This window comes from Vibrio sp. MACH09 (assembly GCF_033238805.1).
In the GTDB taxonomy this organism is placed as follows: domain Bacteria; phylum Pseudomonadota; class Gammaproteobacteria; order Enterobacterales; family Vibrionaceae; genus Vibrio.
In genome coordinates, this window is sequence record NZ_BSFZ01000001.1 from 643,905 (window position 1) to 660,006 (window position 16,102).

At 42.4% G+C, this 16,102-nt stretch carries 14 protein-coding genes; 13 read left to right on the forward strand and 1 reads right to left on the reverse strand.

The genetic code is table 11. The annotated features are described in order from the left end of the window. Nucleotides 1-9 precede the first annotated feature (9 nt). The 10 genes from ndk to CHJ_RS02985 all read left to right on the forward strand — a co-directional run bounded on the left by ndk (nt 10) and on the right by CHJ_RS02985 (nt 10,434). Entirely contained in the window at nt 10-441 is a 432-nt protein-coding gene (gene ndk, locus CHJ_RS02940; RefSeq protein ID WP_317916816.1) for a nucleoside-diphosphate kinase, read from the forward strand. Between the two features lie 318 nt (nt 442-759). After that, nucleotides 760-1,878 carry a bifunctional tRNA (adenosine(37)-C2)-methyltransferase TrmG/ribosomal RNA large subunit methyltransferase RlmN gene (locus tag CHJ_RS02945; RefSeq protein ID WP_171753725.1) on the forward strand — a complete coding sequence of 373 codons (1,119 nt, stop codon included), beginning with the start codon at nt 760-762 and terminating at the stop codon, nt 1,876-1,878. Nucleotides 1,879-1,947: 69 nt separating this feature from the next. Further along, nucleotides 1,948-2,679, forward strand: a complete 732-nt coding sequence (gene pilW / locus CHJ_RS02950) for a type IV pilus biogenesis/stability protein PilW (protein WP_317916817.1) — start codon at nt 1,948-1,950, stop codon at nt 2,677-2,679. Between the two features lie 13 nt (nt 2,680-2,692). Beyond that, entirely contained in the window at nt 2,693-3,679 is a 987-nt protein-coding gene (rodZ, locus tag CHJ_RS02955; protein ID WP_317916818.1) for a cytoskeleton protein RodZ, read from the forward strand. 9 nt (nt 3,680-3,688) lie between these two features. Next, a complete protein-coding gene (gene ispG, locus CHJ_RS02960; RefSeq protein WP_317916819.1) occupies nt 3,689-4,816 on the forward strand; it encodes a flavodoxin-dependent (E)-4-hydroxy-3-methylbut-2-enyl-diphosphate synthase in 1,128 nt (375 codons plus the stop codon). Nucleotides 4,817-4,840: 24 nt separating this feature from the next. Then, nucleotides 4,841-6,109 (forward strand): histidine--tRNA ligase, encoded by a 1,269-nt coding sequence (gene hisS, locus CHJ_RS02965; RefSeq protein WP_317916820.1) that lies wholly within the window; start codon nt 4,841-4,843, stop codon nt 6,107-6,109. An 11-nt stretch (nt 6,110-6,120) separates the two neighbouring features. Beyond that, nucleotides 6,121-6,735 carry a YfgM family protein gene (locus CHJ_RS02970; protein ID WP_317916821.1) on the forward strand — a complete coding sequence of 205 codons (615 nt, stop codon included), beginning with the start codon at nt 6,121-6,123 and terminating at the stop codon, nt 6,733-6,735. Between the two features lie 11 nt (nt 6,736-6,746). Further along, complete coding sequence (gene bamB, locus CHJ_RS02975) at nt 6,747-7,904, forward strand: outer membrane protein assembly factor BamB (RefSeq protein ID WP_171753719.1); 1,158 nt, start codon at nt 6,747-6,749, stop codon at nt 7,902-7,904. 189 nt (nt 7,905-8,093) lie between these two features. Then, nucleotides 8,094-9,584, forward strand: coding sequence for a ribosome biogenesis GTPase Der (der, locus tag CHJ_RS02980; protein ID WP_317916822.1), 1,491 nt, complete (start codon nt 8,094-8,096; stop codon nt 9,582-9,584). 619 nt (nt 9,585-10,203) lie between these two features. Continuing rightward, on the forward strand, nt 10,204-10,434 hold the full coding sequence (locus CHJ_RS02985; protein WP_317916823.1) for a zinc ribbon domain-containing protein: 231 nt from the start codon (nt 10,204-10,206) through the stop codon (nt 10,432-10,434). 120 nt (nt 10,435-10,554) lie between these two features. On the opposite strand, the gene xseA is transcribed toward CHJ_RS02985, so the two are convergent. Continuing rightward, nucleotides 10,555-11,895, reverse strand: coding sequence for an exodeoxyribonuclease VII large subunit (xseA, locus tag CHJ_RS02990; RefSeq protein ID WP_317918071.1), 1,341 nt, complete (start codon nt 11,893-11,895; stop codon nt 10,555-10,557). A gap of 224 nt (nt 11,896-12,119) precedes the next feature. Here xseA and guaB point away from each other — a divergent pair, with 224 nt between their 5' ends. From guaB to CHJ_RS03005, 3 genes are all read left to right on the forward strand, one after another. Continuing rightward, entirely contained in the window at nt 12,120-13,583 is a 1,464-nt protein-coding gene (guaB, locus tag CHJ_RS02995) for an IMP dehydrogenase (protein ID WP_171753715.1), read from the forward strand. A gap of 28 nt (nt 13,584-13,611) precedes the next feature. Continuing rightward, nucleotides 13,612-15,189: a glutamine-hydrolyzing GMP synthase gene (gene guaA / locus CHJ_RS03000; RefSeq protein WP_317916824.1), complete on the forward strand. Its 1,578-nt coding sequence runs from the start codon at nt 13,612-13,614 to the stop codon at nt 15,187-15,189. 251 nt (nt 15,190-15,440) lie between these two features. Continuing rightward, nucleotides 15,441-16,055 (forward strand): acetate uptake transporter, encoded by a 615-nt coding sequence (locus CHJ_RS03005; protein ID WP_317916825.1) that lies wholly within the window; start codon nt 15,441-15,443, stop codon nt 16,053-16,055. Nucleotides 16,056-16,102: the final 47 nt, after the last annotated feature.

Below are 16,102 nucleotides of genomic sequence, written 5' to 3' on the forward strand. Positions count from 1 at the left end.
GGATATTTTATGGCTCTAGAAAGAACGTTTTCTATCGTGAAACCCGATGCGGTAAAAAGAAATTTAATCGGTGAAATATATCAGCGTATTGAAAAAGCTGGTTTACGAGTAATAGCAGCGAAGATGGTTCATTTAACCGATGAACAGGCGAGCGGTTTTTATGCAGAACATGAAGGAAAACCGTTTTTCCCAAACCTTAAAGAGTTTATGACTTCTGGACCGGTTATGGTTCAAGTGTTAGAAGGGGAAAATGCTATTGAGTCATATCGCGAATTGATGGGGAAAACCAACCCAGAAGAAGCCGCTTGCGGAACTATTCGTTCAGATTACGCATTGAGCATGCGATACAATTCAGTTCACGGATCAGATAGCCCAATCTCAGCAGCTCGTGAAATTGAATTTTTCTTTCCTCAATCTGAAATCTGTCCTCGTTCAGAGTAATTTATTGCCTTCAAATCAGTGCCTTGATCAGCAGCCAATACATTCTCGCTGAACAAGCACCTTGAGGTCACTTGAGTATAAAGGGCGAGCAGCTGTTCGCCCTTTACTTCATCTCCGTTATACTCTAATCAACACCAAGATGACAGCTTCGCAGGATTAGATTGGCTGTTGAATCACTTTTCAAATGAACATACTGGAATGGTTCTCAACCCTGCATCGTGAAGTTACTTGAGTATATGGTTTTGTGGCTCTTGTTGCTCCTGCCTAAACACTGTACAATTCGCGCCCTTATTTGGTTTTCCGTCGTTAAGAGGTCACATGACTACTGCAAAAGTTAATTTAATGGATTTTGATCGCAAAGGACTTCGTCACTATTTTGCTGAAGAACTTGGTGAGAAAGCATTCCGTGCAGATCAAGTGATGAAGTGGATTTATCATTTTGGTATTGATGACTTCGAAAAAATGACCAATATCAATAAGAAATTGCGTGAAAAACTAATCAATATCGCAGAGATAAAAGCACCGTATGTATCTGATGCACAACACTCCTCTGATGGCACCATTAAGTGGGCAATGCGAGTTGGGGATCAAGATGTTGAAACGGTTTATATTCCTGAAGATGACAGAGCGACATTATGTGTCTCTTCTCAAGTTGGCTGTGCGTTAGAATGCAAGTTCTGTTCTACGGCACAACAAGGCTTTAATCGTAACCTAAAAGTGTCAGAAATTATTGGTCAAGTCTGGCGTGCTGCTCGTGAAATTGGTTTAGAAAAAGAGACTGGCCGTCGCCCAATTACCAATGTGGTAATGATGGGAATGGGAGAACCGCTTCTGAATATGAAAAACCTGATACCATCCCTTGAAATCATGCTGGATGACTTAGGTTTTGGCCTGTCTAAACGCCGTGTCACGGTATCTACGTCTGGTGTGGTATCTGGGTTGGACCAAATGACAGACAATATTGATGTGGCTCTGGCTGTTTCTCTTCATGCACCAACGGATGAACTTCGTCGTCAAATTATGCCGATCAATGACCGTTGGAATATTGAAACACTGCTAACCTCTATTCACCGTTACATCGCATCATCAAATGCAAACCGCGGTAAGGTAACCGTCGAATATGTTTTGCTTGATCATGTAAACGACGATATGGAGCATGCAAGGCAGCTCGCAGAACTGCTAAAAGACACTCCGTGCAAGATAAATCTTATTCCATTTAACCCTTATCCTGGGTCACCATACAATAAACCTAGTAACTCAAGAATTGACAGGTTTATGAAAACGCTAATGCAATATGAAAATACGGTGACGGTGCGTAAAACTCGTGGTGATGATATTGATGCGGCCTGTGGGCAGCTAGTTGGTGATGTCATTGATAGGACCAAGCGCACAAAACAGAACTCGCAAGGGGAACCAATTCCCGTAAAATCTATCTGAACAGAGAGATTGAACTAATATCAATAGAATTGATAAAAACCCTTGCCGAAACTCAAGGGTTTTTATGTAATGTATTCAAGGATATTCAAATTACTGTATATTTGTTTTCTAACAAGTTGTGTTACAGTTGTTGAGTCAGTAAAAGAGAGCGAAATTGATCCAATTGCCGCGGCTAATGCGCGTGTTTCATTAGGGTTGCGCTATCTTTTTAACGAAAACTGGTCAAAAGCGAAAGAAAACCTTGAGATAGCGTTAAGTTATGCGCCAAACTACTATCATTCATTGAATTCTATCGCTTATTATTATCAGCAAGTTGAAGAAACTGATTTAGCAGACAAATACTATAAAAAGGCATTAAGGCAGTCTCCAAATAACGGTGATGTGCTTAATAATTACGGTGTATTCTTATGTGAGCTTGGTCAATATAGCCAAGCTGAAGTGTTATTCACCCGTGCTATTGAGCAAGAAAAGTACTATCGAATCGCGGATAGTTACGAAAATGCAGCTTTGTGTGCACTTCAAGCAGAAGAGCAAGAGAAAGCAACATATTACTTCGAGCGTTGTTTGGATTATGACCCTAACCGGCTATCTCCAATGTTTGAGCTATCTAAGATAGATTTTCAAATGGGAGAGATAGATAAAGCTAGGGATAGACTAGTTAAAATTCACAAGAAGTTTGGTTATCAGCGAAAAAGCTTACAATTGCTTATACACGTTGAACAGAGTGCTGGAAATGCACATTTAGCGGATGAGTATATTAAGCAATTGGAAGCCAGATATCCGAGCTCCAAAGACTATTAGAAGTACATGAATTATGAGTACTGATACAGAAAACAGCAATATTGTAGAAGAAGAAGTTAATCAGGTATTGGCAGGCGATTTACTCCGTCAAGAACGTGAGAAATTAGGTCTGTCACAAAAAGAGATTGCCGATAGATTGAGGCTTAGAGTCTCGATTATCGAAAGTATCGATAATAACAACTACGATTTTGATCAAGTAGCGACTTTTACCCGCGGTTATTTACGCTCCTATGCCAAAGCAGTGTCATTGGATGAAAAGGAGGTATTAGCGGCGCTAAATCATGCCAATGAAGTTCAACACGCAGAGCAAGAAATGCAAAGCTTTTCGCGCAAAACCAAACGCGAAAAAAATGATAGCCGGATAATGAAGCTTACTTGGGCAATTTTTGCCGTCATTATTGGTATTTCATCAGTGTGGTGGTATCAAAATCAGCAAGACACATTAACCGATGCCGCCGATGGTATCGAGCTAATAACAGAAGAAGCAACCATTTCAGAACCGTCCGTCGAGCTAAATGCCACAAACAGTTCTGATACAACTGAGCAACCTATAGTTGAACTTGAGGCTGTAGAAGCAGAGCAACAAACTGAAGCTGTAGATGTAGAGATATCACAAGCACCAGAAAGCGATGTTCAAACTAATATTGACGTAGAGAATACGCCAACTGAGCAGCCGTCGATGGAAGCTGAGAATACCGCTGACGCAGAAGCTGTTGTCGCTGAAGAGAGTACGGTTAGTCAACCCGCACCATCAGAAGGTTCATTAACCGATGTCACCATGGCATTTTCAGCAGATTGCTGGGTTCAAGTAAAAGACGCAAGTGGTGCCACATTGGCGACTGGTGTTAAGAAAGCGGGACGTGAGTTTTCCGTCGTCGGCGAAGCCCCATTTAGCTTTATTCTGGGTGCTCCCGAAGGCGTTAAAATTACAATTGCAGGTGAAGCCGCCGACCTTTCTGGTTATACTTCCGGCAAAGTAGCCCGATTCACTCTACCTTAGAAGCAAATTATGCAACACGAATCTCCTATTAAACGTCGCCCATCAAGCAGAATTTACGTGGGCGATGTGCCTATTGGTGACGGAGCGCCGATTGCGGTGCAGTCAATGACCAATACTCGTACAACCGATGTAGAAGCCACCTTAGCGCAGATTCATGCGTTAGAGAAAGTCGGCGCTGATATTGTTCGAGTATCCGTACCAACAATGGATGCCGCTGAGGCATTCAAACAAATTAAGCAGCAGTGTTCTATTCCTTTGATTGCCGATATTCATTTTGATTATCGAATTGCGCTAAAAGTGGCTGAATATGGTGTAGATTGCTTACGAATTAATCCAGGGAATATTGGCAATGAAGAACGTATCCGTTCGGTTGTTGATTGTGCCCGTGATAAAAATATTCCTATTCGTATTGGTGTTAACGGTGGCTCTCTGGAAAAAGAGATCCAGGTTAAGTACGGTGAGCCAACACCAGAAGCGCTAGTTGAATCAGCCATGCGTCATGTTGATATCTTGGATAGGCTCAATTTTGATCAGTTTAAAGTGAGTGTAAAAGCGTCGGATGTATTCCTCGCAGTTGACTCATATCGCTTATTAGCAAAGCAGATTGATCAGCCGCTCCACCTAGGTATAACCGAAGCAGGAGGAGCGCGAGCGGGATCGGTTAAGTCAGCCGTAGGCTTAGGAATGTTATTGTCGGAAGGTATCGGCGATACATTACGCGTCTCTTTAGCCGCGGATCCAGTCGAAGAGATTAAAGTCGGATTTGATATTCTTAAATCACTTAGAATCCGCTCTCGTGGTATTAATTTTATTGCTTGTCCTACCTGCTCTCGACAAGAGTTTGACGTGATCAATACCGTTAACGAACTAGAACAGCGACTGGAAGATATTGTTATTCCGATGGACGTTTCTATTATAGGTTGTGTAGTGAACGGCCCTGGTGAAGCTGAAGTCTCACATTTAGGTGTTGCCGGCGGCAATAGAAAAAGTGCCTATTATGATGATGGACAGCGCCAGAAAGAGCGATTTGATAATGACAATCTTATCGACCAGTTAGAAGCAAAGATTCGCGCAAAAGCATCAGTATTAGATACGAATAATCGTATTGATATAAACCAAATTATTGATAATAAATAACCTTAACGATTACGGTAAAAGATTGTGGCAAAAACAATTCAAGCAATACGAGGCATGAACGACTGCCTTCCTACAGATTCTCCGCTTTGGCAGAAAGTGGAAGGAACAGTAAAAAAAGTGATAAGTGCGTATGGATATAGCGAAGTACGCATGCCAATCGTTGAGCAGACGCATCTATTTAGCCGAGCCATTGGTGAAGTGACAGATGTTGTCGAAAAAGAGATGTATACATTTGAAGACCGCAATGGTGATAGTTTAACGCTTCGCCCAGAAGGTACCGCTGGATGTGTCCGTTCTGGCATCGAAAATGGTTTACTGTATAACCAAGAGCAGCGCTTGTGGTATATGGGACCAATGTTCCGTCATGAAAGACCACAAAAAGGACGTTACCGTCAATTTCATCAAGTGGGTGCAGAAGTTTTTGGTCTAAATGGACCTGACGTTGATGCAGAAATGATCATGATGACTGCGCGCTTGTGGCGTGAGCTTGGCATTGATGAACATGTTCGATTAGAACTGAATTCCATCGGTTCGTTAGAAGCAAGAGCGAATTATCGCGATGCATTGGTCGCTTATTTAGAGCAGCACGAAGATGTGTTGGATGATGACTGTAAACGTCGTATGTATACCAACCCACTGCGTGTATTGGATACAAAAAATCCAGATGTACAAGCCATTTTAGGTGACGCGCCAGAACTGTCGGCCTTCTTAGATGAAGAGTCAAAACAACATTTTTCTGGACTGTGTGAACTTCTTGATGCTGCCGGAATCGAATATCAAGTTAACCAACGATTGGTGCGCGGTTTAGATTATTACAACCGAACCGTATTTGAGTGGATCACTGAAAGCTTAGGCGCGCAAGGAACAGTGTGTGGTGGCGGTCGTTACGACAGTTTGGTTGAGCAATTAGGTGGTAAACCAACGCCTGCGGTAGGGTTTGCGATGGGGCTAGAGCGACTCGTATTGCTGCTGGACACATTAGGCCTAAATGATGTTCGCCGTGCGGTAGATGTTTATATCGTCACCGCGGGAGAAGGGACAATGATGGCAGGAATGAAGTTAGCTGAGCAGCTTCGTGAATCAGTACCTGAACTCCGAGTTATGACCCACTTTGGGGGTGGTAACTTTAAGAAACAATTTAAGCGTGCTGACAAAGTCGGTGCAGCAATCGCATTAGTGCTAGGTGAAAATGAAGTGTCTGAAGGAACAGTAGTGGTTAAAGACCTTGCTGGTGGTGAGCAAAGTACGCTTGACCAAACTGACGTTGCATCACACCTAACAAATTTGATTTAAGAGGACAGGACGTGGAACTGTACGATAGCGAAGAACAACAAGTTGAAGCCATTAAAGATTGGTGGAAAGAGAACGGCAAAGCGGTCATTTTAGGTGGCGTTGTTGGATTGGGTGGCATTTTTGGATGGCGTTATTATCAAGATTCTGTAGTCGCAGCGAAAGATGCAGCATCAGACAGCTATACAAAGGTTATTTCTCAGCTCTCTAGCGCAGGAAGTGATGCCAGTGACGAGGTTCAGAGTTATATTGACGCCAATAAAGAGACGGAATACGCAGTACTCGCAGCACTGCAGTTAGCGCGAGTTCAAGTCGAAGCTAACGATATTCCTGCGGCATTAGCACAACTTGAGTGGGCGAAAGCCAATACTAAAGATGAAACCGTCAAACCTTTGATCGACTTTCGTATCGCCAGAGTGTTTGCTCAGCAGCAGCAGTTTGATCAAGCTATTGCTCAACTTTCAGCAATTACATCATCGGCATGGCAAGGGCGAGTAAACGAGCTTAAAGGTGACATCTTGTTACGTAAGGGCGACAAAGAAGGTGCTTATAGTGCCTATGTTGAAGCTCAGCAAGCTGGTGATGCAAACCAAGGTATTCAATTAAAGCTGGATGACTTGGCGAAATAAGGGCAGAAACCATGAATAAGTTATTCAGCCGAATTTTGCTAGGCTCATTGGCACTGTCCACTATCGTGGGTTGCTCTAGTGAAGAAGATACCGTGGTAATGGCTCCCGTTCCACAAGTATCAAGCCAGTTTACGCCAGATAGCCAATGGACGACTTCTATTGGAAATGGTGTTGGGCATTTCTTTTCTAAGCTTCAGCCAGAATTTGCTTATGAAAAAATATTTGTTGCTAGCCGAGATGGAGAAGTTAAGGCTCTTGATCCCGCTAGTGGGGAAACTCTCTGGTCAACGAATGTTAGTGGTGACACTTCTGCACGATTGTCTGGTGGCCTAAATGCCTCATATGGCAAAGTATTTATTGGCTCAGAAAACGGTCAGTTAATCGCCTTAAACGCCGAATCAGGAGAACTTGTTTGGCGTAAAAACGTGTTAGGCGAAGTTCTTGCTAGACCTGCAACTGACAATAGTTTAGTCATGATTAATACCAGTCGTGGCATTTTGGTTGCGTTAGATGCAGAGACAGGTGATGAGGCTTGGAGCATCAGCACAGAGGTGCCAAACCTTACTCTTCGTGGTGACAGCGCCCCTTCAACCGCATCCGGCGGTGTCTTTTGGGGAACCGCCAATGGTCGATTGGCGGCAGCAGTGGTTGAACGTGGCCAGCTAATTTGGCAACAACCTGTAGGTACACCAAAAGGCGCAACAGAAATAGATCGAATTGTTGATGTTGATTCATCGCCGATTATTCTAGGATCCATGCTGTATACCGTTGGTGTGAATGGCCAGTTAATCGCTATTGATCTTCGTTCTGGCGGCCCATCATGGAAACGAAACTACTCTTCAGCTCTTGATATGTCGACGGATGGTTCGCGATTATATCTGGTAACAGACAATGATTACGTAGCGGCGGTTGATGCTCGTAGTGGCACGGAACTATGGAAAAACAAACAGTTAGAAAACCGTTTGCTGACTTCGCCTACAATTATTGATGATTATATTGTTGTTGGTGATGCAGAAGGCTATCTGCACTGGCTGGATAAAAACAGTGGTGAGTTTGTTGCTCAACAACTTGTTAATGATAGTGGTTTTGCTGTTGCACCCATTGAGCTCGATGATGGATATTTGATCACGACTCGCAATGGTAGGGTTGAGAAATTAACGGTCAACTAGCTGTGTAATCTGACGTAAGTAACCTGATCATAGTGAGTGTTACTTAAGATCAATAGTGTGATAGAATTCACGTTCGGCTCCTGACTTAGCGGTTAGGAGCCGTTTTGTTGACATTAATAAGTGTGGTTATAGGTAAATAGGCAATGTTTACCTATAACTACATATAGAATAAAAATTGTAGAGGTTGTTATGATTCCTGTTGTTGCTCTAGTTGGGCGTCCAAACGTAGGTAAATCAACATTATTTAACCGATTGACCCGTACTAGGGATGCATTGGTTGCCGACTTTCCTGGACTTACTCGAGATCGTAAATATGGTCAGGCTAAGCTAGGAGAGCATGAATTCATCGTGATTGATACTGGTGGTATTGATGGCACAGAAGAAGGCGTAGAAACCAAAATGGCGGCGCAGTCATTAGCGGCTATTGATGAAGCTGATGTTGTGTTATTTATGGTTGATGGCCGCGCTGGACTAACGGTATCAGATGAAGCGATAGCAGAGCATTTGCGTAAAATTGAAAAGCCAGCCATGTTAGTGGTCAATAAAGTGGATGGCGTTGATGCTGACGCAGCAAGTGCTGAGTTTTGGCAGCTTGGTATGGACAATATGTACCAAATAGCCGCTGCTCATGGTCGTGGCGTGAGTGCGTTGATTGATCTAGCGTTAAACCCATTTGCTGAAGAGTTGTTAGAAAAGAATGAAGGTGAGATAGAAGATCTTACCCATTTGGCTGAGCAGGAAGAAGAGCAACTTGAGTATTCCGAGCAAGAAGCAGAAGAAGAGTTTCAGAGGCTTCAAGACCAGCCGATTAAGCTGGCGATTATTGGTCGGCCTAACGTGGGTAAATCAACGCTAACCAATCGTATTCTAGGTGAAGAGCGTGTTGTTGTTTATGATATGCCCGGAACAACACGTGACTCTATCTATATTCCAATGGAGCGTGATGGACGAGAATACGTACTGATTGATACCGCAGGTGTTCGTCGAAGAAAGCGTATCAATGAAACGGTAGAAAAATTTTCTGTGGTGAAAACTTTAAAAGCCATTGAAGATGCTAACGTAGTGCTATTGATAATTGATGCTCGCGAAAATATCTCAGATCAAGATTTAAGCTTACTGGGTTTTGCATTAAACGCTGGACGTTCCATCGTATTAGCCGTTAATAAATGGGATGGACTGGATAGCGATGTAAAAGAGCATGTTAAAAAAGAGCTGGATAGACGTCTGGGCTTTGTTGATTTCGCTCGAATTCACTTTATTTCCGCTCTGCACGGTACTGGTGTTGGTCACTTATTCGAGTCAGTACAAGAAGCTTATAAATCAGCGACAACTCGTGTAGGAACCTCTGTACTTACCCGTATTATGAAGATGGCAACAGATGATCATCAGCCGCCATTAGTTCGTGGTCGTCGTGTAAAACTAAAATACGCCCATGCTGGGGGATATAACCCGCCAATTATTGTTATCCATGGTAATCAGGTAAACGAGCTACCAGACTCTTATAAACGATATTTAATGAACTATTATCGTCGTTCTTTGGAGATAATGGGCACACCCATTCGAATTCAGTTTCAAAGTAGTGAAAACCCATTTGAAAAGAAAGGCGATAAAGAGACACTTTATCAAGACCGTAATCGCAAACGCGTATTAGGTATGATGAAGAACCGTAAGAAAAAGTAGTATCGCCTGAGACTTATTCGATTTAGCGGATAATCGGCTATGACCGACTAGAACGAAAAGCAATAGAAAGCGCCTTAGGCGCTTTTTATTTGCCTAGAGAAGTGATTTGATCCCATCTCAAAATGAGAAATAGAATAAAATAGTTAAAAAATATTATGGAAGTAATCCGGCTAACTATTTGATAGGAAAAGATATATGTCGATTTCTATCTGGAGCTCTAAACTCAGCACAAAAGCGATTACAACAAATGGTTGCTTGAATAATCGCGAACAGGGATCGATTTTATAAAATACCGCGATCTCGGTTGTATACCAATGTTGATTAGTTTAATTAACTGTTTAAAATCCAAAAACAGGATATGTAACTTATGCTTTCGGGTTGTGGTTATATAAATATTCTTAATGGTGCAGATCGCTGATCAGATAAGATTAAGCAGATGATCCGATAAAGATCATAGTAACCTAAAAGCAGTAAAAAGATCATCATGTTCTTTATGCAAAAAGATCATGGTAGCCTAATAGCAATCCTGATGAATGTCAGGGATTGGAAACGTCGATCTAACCTTACTAAGTCATAAAGCTATTTAAATTAGATTGAACATAATTAAGAGAGACTCATTATGTCGCCACAAAATATTTGCCCTCAATGTAACCAAGAGCTTGAGTGGAAAGCTGGTGTTTATCACTGTAAGCCGTGTTTAACTAAATATAACAAACTCGCATTTTGTCCGGATTGTGACGCGGAGCTAGAGAAGCTTCAGGCGTGTGGTGCTGCGAACTATTTTTGTAATAGCTGCAATGAGCTTAAATCTAAGTCACGAGTACGATTTCAGTTTGAACAACAGGCATAACGGAGTAAAACAAGTTTAGCCTTACTGAACACGCAATCAGGCGATAAAGCAGTAGAAAATGCCAACAAGTGCTATCCGAAGGAAAAAATGGCTACTTGAAAGATCAACGGCCCCTAAATTCTAGCTGACTATGGAGTGAATATTGCCATCGGCTAGCTGAGTGATGATGCGATCTCCTTTGCTAACCTCTTCTGCCTGTGTAATGACTTGGCCATCTTCCCGCTTACTAATACTATAACCTCGCTTGAGTGTTGCCAGCGGGCTCACTGCATCTAATGTTTCTGCGGCGAGTGCCAGTTTATGACGCTCAATCATCAGCTTTTTATCCATGGCATCAATTAAGCTCTGATTAAGTCGAGATAGAGAGTTCTGCTGGTTTTTAATGGTATTGTCTGGCGATAAAAGCTGCAATTGATGATCGAGCTTTCTTATTGATGATTGTTGCTGTTGAAATCTCGCTTGAATGGCAGAAATTAATCGTGATTCTAGCTCATCAAGTTGTTGATTCTGCTTCTCTAATTGGTAACTAGGGTGCTGTTTGTCTAGTAAATGAGAGAGCTTTTGCAAGGTAAATTGTTGCTCAGAAAAGTAATGTTGAATGCTGTTTTTTAATGCCAAGACCCGACGAGTAATTGCTTGCTGCTTATGGCTTTGATCTCGACTGACCAGCTCTGCGGCTGCGGATGGTGTTGGTGCTCGAACATCGGCAACAAAATCAGCGATTGTCACATCGATTTCATGTCCGACGGCGCTAACAATCGGAATTTGACTGGCTGCTATTGTCCGCGCAACGATTTCATTATTAAAACACCACAGATCTTCAATTGAACCACCACCACGACCAACTATTAACACATCGCATTCATTACGGCTGTTTGCTCTGCCAATGGCTTGAGCAATCTCTATTGCGGCATTTTCTCCTTGCACAAGGGTTGGGTAAATAACCACCGGCAGGGTCGCGTCTCGTCGTTTTAATACATCTAGAATATCGTAAAGTGCTGCGCCAGTTTTTGATGTCACAACACCGACTGTTCGTGGGTTTTCAGGTAAGCTTTTTTTGGTGGATTGAGCAAATAGTCCTTCGGCCGCTAATTGCATTTTCAGTTCATCAAACTGCTGCTGCAATTTACCGTCGCCTTCCGGTTGCATACTTTCAACAATAAGCTGGTAGTCACCACGAGGTTCATAAAGTGAAAGGCGAGCTTTTACTAATACTTGGTTACCACTGCTAGGTTTAAATGTTACGCGGCGATTATTACCGCGAAACATAGCACATTTTACCTGAGCTCGGGCGTCTTTTAGAGAAAAGTACCAATGGCCTGAAACTGGCGCGGAAAAGTTTGATATCTCTCCAACAAGCCAAACAACACCCATTTCGTTTTCAAGTAGAAGACGAACTTCAGAATTGAGTCGGGATACTGTGAAAATATTTTCGTTTCGTTGTTGAAAATTGGATTGCAGAGACACCAGAGATACCACAGAGACGTGAGTATGGAAATTAGCGGCAATATAATACATATCAAGGGGGTAAATGCAAATAAAAATCAAAAAAATGTGTAGCTAACCGATTGCGTCGTGCGTATAATCCGTTTGCAATATTTATATTGATTCACTCTAAGATTCATCCTTTTGACTCGTTGTTAAGGATGAATTTTTGTATTAACCCTATGTTGAGAGATATTGCAATGCTACGAATCGCAAAAGAAGCCCTTACTTTTGACGACGTTTTACTCGTCCCTGCACATTCGACAGTACTTCCAAATACCGCGGACTTGCGTACTAAATTAACCAAAAATATTGAGATGAACATCCCGATGCTTTCCGCATCGATGGATACGGTCACGGAAGCTCGTCTTGCAATCGCTCTTGCTCAAGAAGGTGGCATTGGTTTTATTCATAAAAACATGTCCATTGAACAACAAGCAGAACAAGTTCGCTTAGTAAAAATATTCGAAGCTGGAGTGGTTTCTCATCCTGTTACTGTGAAACCGACGGCTACCATTGCAGATGTGTTGGCTTTAACTGAGAAAAACGGCTTTGCTGGTTATCCTGTTGTTGGTGAGAACAATGAACTGGTCGGAATTATTACTGGACGAGATGTTAGATTTGTTACTGATCTATCCAAAACAGTCGATAAAGTAATGACGCCAAAAGAGCGTCTGGCAACGGTTAAAGAAGGCGCAGCTCCAGAAGTTGTGCAAGAAGAGATGCACCGTTCTCGCGTAGAGAAAGTGTTAGTTGTGAATGATGCATTCCAGCTAAAAGGCATGATTACTGCTAAAGACTTCCATAAAGCGGAAAGAAAACCGCACGCATGTAAAGATGACCAAGGTCGTCTACGAGTGGGGGCCGCTGTTGGCGCCGGCGCTGGTAATGAAGAAAGAGTCGCAGCACTTGTTGAAGCAGGGGTAGATGTACTACTTATCGATTCTTCACATGGTCACTCTGAAGGGGTATTAACTCGAATTCGAGATACACGCGCTGCCTATCCAAATCTGGATATTATTGGCGGTAATGTTGCGACAGGTGCAGGTGCTAAAGCATTAATTGATGCAGGTGTTAGCGCAGTAAAAGTAGGTATTGGCCCTGGTTCAATTTGTACGACGCGTATTGTTACTGGTGTTGGGGTTCCACAAATCACCGCTATCTCAGATGCTGTTGAAGTGGCGGATCAATATGGTATTCCAGTTATTGCTGATGGCGGGATTCGTTTCTCTGGTGATATCTGTAAAGCCATTGTTGCCGGAGCATCATGTGTCATGGTTGGTTCAATGTTCGCCGGTACAGAAGAAGCACCGGGTGAAGTTATTTTGTACCAAGGTCGCTCTTACAAATCATATCGCGGAATGGGCTCTCTAGGCGCAATGTCGCAAGGCTCTTCGGACCGTTACTTCCAAACGGATAATGCAGCAGACAAGCTAGTACCGGAAGGAATAGAAGGTCGTATCGCTTATAAAGGTCGCTTGAAAGAGATTGTGCACCAGCAAATGGGTGGATTACGCTCAAGTATGGGACTTACTGGCAGCGCTACGGTAGAAGAGATGAGAACCAAAGCAGAGTTTGTTCGTATATCTGGTGCGGGTATGAAGGAGTCGCATGTTCATGATGTCCAGATTACCAAAGAAGCACCTAACTATCGTTTAGGCTAGTCAACACACAAGAATTGAGACATTAGAAATGACAAAAAATATTCATGATCAACGTATTTTGATTTTAGATTTTGGTTCTCAGTACACGCAGCTGATTGCTCGTCGTATTCGTGAAATTGGTGTTTATTGTGAGTTGTGGAGTTGGGATGTTGAAGAGTCTGATATTAGAGACTTTAACCCTAACGGTATCATTTTATCTGGTGGTCCAGAGAGCGTAACAGAAGATAACTCTCCACGTGCGCCAGAATATGTATTTGAAGCCGGTGTACCCGTGTTTGGTGTTTGTTATGGTATGCAAACTATGTCCGAGCAGTTAGGCGGTAAAGTTGCTGGTTCAAATGAACGTGAATTTGGTTATGCAAAAGTAGAGGTAGTTGATGACTGCCAACTGTTCAAAAATATAGAAGACGCCATTGCAGAAAATGGTCACCCGCTGCTTGATGTTTGGATGAGCCATGGTGATAAAGTGGTTGAAATTCCATCTGACTTTAAAAAAATTGCTGAAACAGAAACGTGTCCATTTGCCGCCATGGCGAATGAAGAGAAACAGTTTTATGGCGTTCAGTTCCACCCTGAAGTAACCCATACAAGACAAGGCATGAGAATGCTTGAGAACTTTGTTATCTCTATTTGTGGTTGCGAAAAATTATGGACATCTCAGTCAATTATTGATGATGCGGTTGCTCGTATTAAAGAGCAAGTAGGGAATGACGAAGTTATTCTTGGCTTGTCTGGTGGTGTTGACTCATCTGTTGTCGCTATGTTGGTTCACCGCGCTATTGGTGACAAGCTAACCTGTGTATTTGTTGATAACGGTCTACTTCGTTTAAACGAAGGCCAACAAGTAATGGACATGTTTGGTGACCACTTTGGATTGAATATTGTTCATGTAAAAGCAGAACAACGATTCCTAGATGCACTAAAAGGTCAACAAGATCCTGAAGTGAAGCGTAAAACCATTGGTCATGTGTTTATTGATGTTTTTGATGAAGAGTCGAAAAAATTGGATAACGCCAAATGGTTAGCTCAAGGAACCATTTATCCAGATGTTATTGAGTCGGCAGCGTCTAAAACCGGTAAAGCGCATGTGATTAAGTCGCACCATAATGTTGGCGGCTTGCCAGATGATATGGAAATGGGGTTAGTTGAACCACTTCGTGAGCTGTTTAAAGATGAAGTGCGTAAAATTGGTTTGGAGCTAGGTTTACCATATAACATGCTTTATCGTCACCCGTTCCCAGGCCCTGGTCTAGGGGTTCGTGTATTAGGTGAGATTAAGAAAGAGTATTGTGATCTGCTTCGCCGTGCTGACGCCATCTTTATTGAAGAGTTGCATAACGCGGATTTGTACAACAAAGTATCACAAGCTTTTGCAGTATTTTTGCCAGTACGCTCGGTCGGCGTGATGGGCGACGGAAGAAAGTACGATTGGGTCGTCTCTTTGCGCGCCGTAGAAACTATCGACTTTATGACCGCTCACTGGGCTCATCTGCCATATGATTTCTTAGGTAAAGTTTCTAATCGTATTATCAATGAAGTCGAAGGCATATCTCGCGTGGTATACGATATTTCAGGAAAACCACCTGCGACTATCGAGTGGGAATAATAGAGATTAAGTAACAAAAAACTAGGTTATTCAGTCATCAAGTAAACCGGACATGGGTTACTTGATGACTCTCTTTTCAGTTAAATTAATGCCAGTCAAACCCTTCTCGTTATTACTTTGTTGGTTGTCACAAAATTCTTTTGTTGAATATCAATTTTGAGTATTGCAACTAAGTTGATAATAAACTATTATCCGCGCGACTAAAAAATATCTGTATTTTTTCAACTAATTTTGAGTAAGGTTCGCATCGGATGTCAACAAAACTAGCAAACCCAGCACCATTAGGCCTAATGGGCTTTGGTATGACGACTATTCTTCTAAATATTCATAACGCAGGTTATTTCCCTATTGATTCCATGATTCTTGCGATGGGTATTTTTTATGGTGGATTAAGCCAAGTTATTGTTGGCATCATGTGTTTTAAGCGTGGCGATACTTTTGGAACGACGGCTTTCACGTCATACGGTTTGTTTTGGTTAACCCTAGTCGGTCTAATTGTAATGCCTAAAATGGGCTTACCCGCGAGCCCAGCGCCATTTATGGGGTGGTATTTAGCACTATGGGGTGTTTTCACTGCCTTTATGTTTATTGGCTCACTTTGCTACCCAACGGCTAAACAAGTTGTATTTGGTTCTTTGGTGATACTATTTGCTCTACTTGCTATTCGTGACTTCACCGGTAACGAGTTTATTGGTCATATCGCAGGTTATGAAGGTATTTTCTGTGGCGCGAGCGCAATCTATTTTGCCATGGCTCAAGTTTTAAATAATGAATTTGGTCGCGAAATATTACCAGTAGGTAAACCACTGATTGGTCGTGTAAAAGTAGTTGGAGAAGAAGCAGAGACACAACCTGTTACGGCATAAGATGACGCTCTAATCCGTTTTCAGTAGATAGCTATTTTCAGTCCCCG

Coding starts and splice junctions, on each gene's coding strand:
- bamB (WP_171753719.1), top strand. CDS start 6,747: ATGAATAAGTTATTCAGCCGAATTTTGCTAGGCTCATTGGCACTGTCC.
- CHJ_RS02945 (WP_171753725.1), top strand. CDS start 760: ATGACTACTGCAAAAGTTAATTTAATGGATTTTGATCGCAAAGGACTT.
- der (WP_317916822.1), top strand. CDS start 8,094: ATGATTCCTGTTGTTGCTCTAGTTGGGCGTCCAAACGTAGGTAAATCA.
- pilW (WP_317916817.1), top strand. CDS start 1,948: ATGTATTCAAGGATATTCAAATTACTGTATATTTGTTTTCTAACAAGT.
- guaA (WP_317916824.1), top strand. CDS start 13,612: ATGACAAAAAATATTCATGATCAACGTATTTTGATTTTAGATTTTGGT.
- CHJ_RS02985 (WP_317916823.1), top strand. CDS start 10,204: ATGTCGCCACAAAATATTTGCCCTCAATGTAACCAAGAGCTTGAGTGG.
- CHJ_RS03005 (WP_317916825.1), top strand. CDS start 15,441: ATGTCAACAAAACTAGCAAACCCAGCACCATTAGGCCTAATGGGCTTT.
- ndk (WP_317916816.1), top strand. CDS start 10: ATGGCTCTAGAAAGAACGTTTTCTATCGTGAAACCCGATGCGGTAAAA.
- rodZ (WP_317916818.1), top strand. CDS start 2,693: ATGAGTACTGATACAGAAAACAGCAATATTGTAGAAGAAGAAGTTAAT.
- guaB (WP_171753715.1), top strand. CDS start 12,120: ATGCTACGAATCGCAAAAGAAGCCCTTACTTTTGACGACGTTTTACTC.
- ispG (WP_317916819.1), top strand. CDS start 3,689: ATGCAACACGAATCTCCTATTAAACGTCGCCCATCAAGCAGAATTTAC.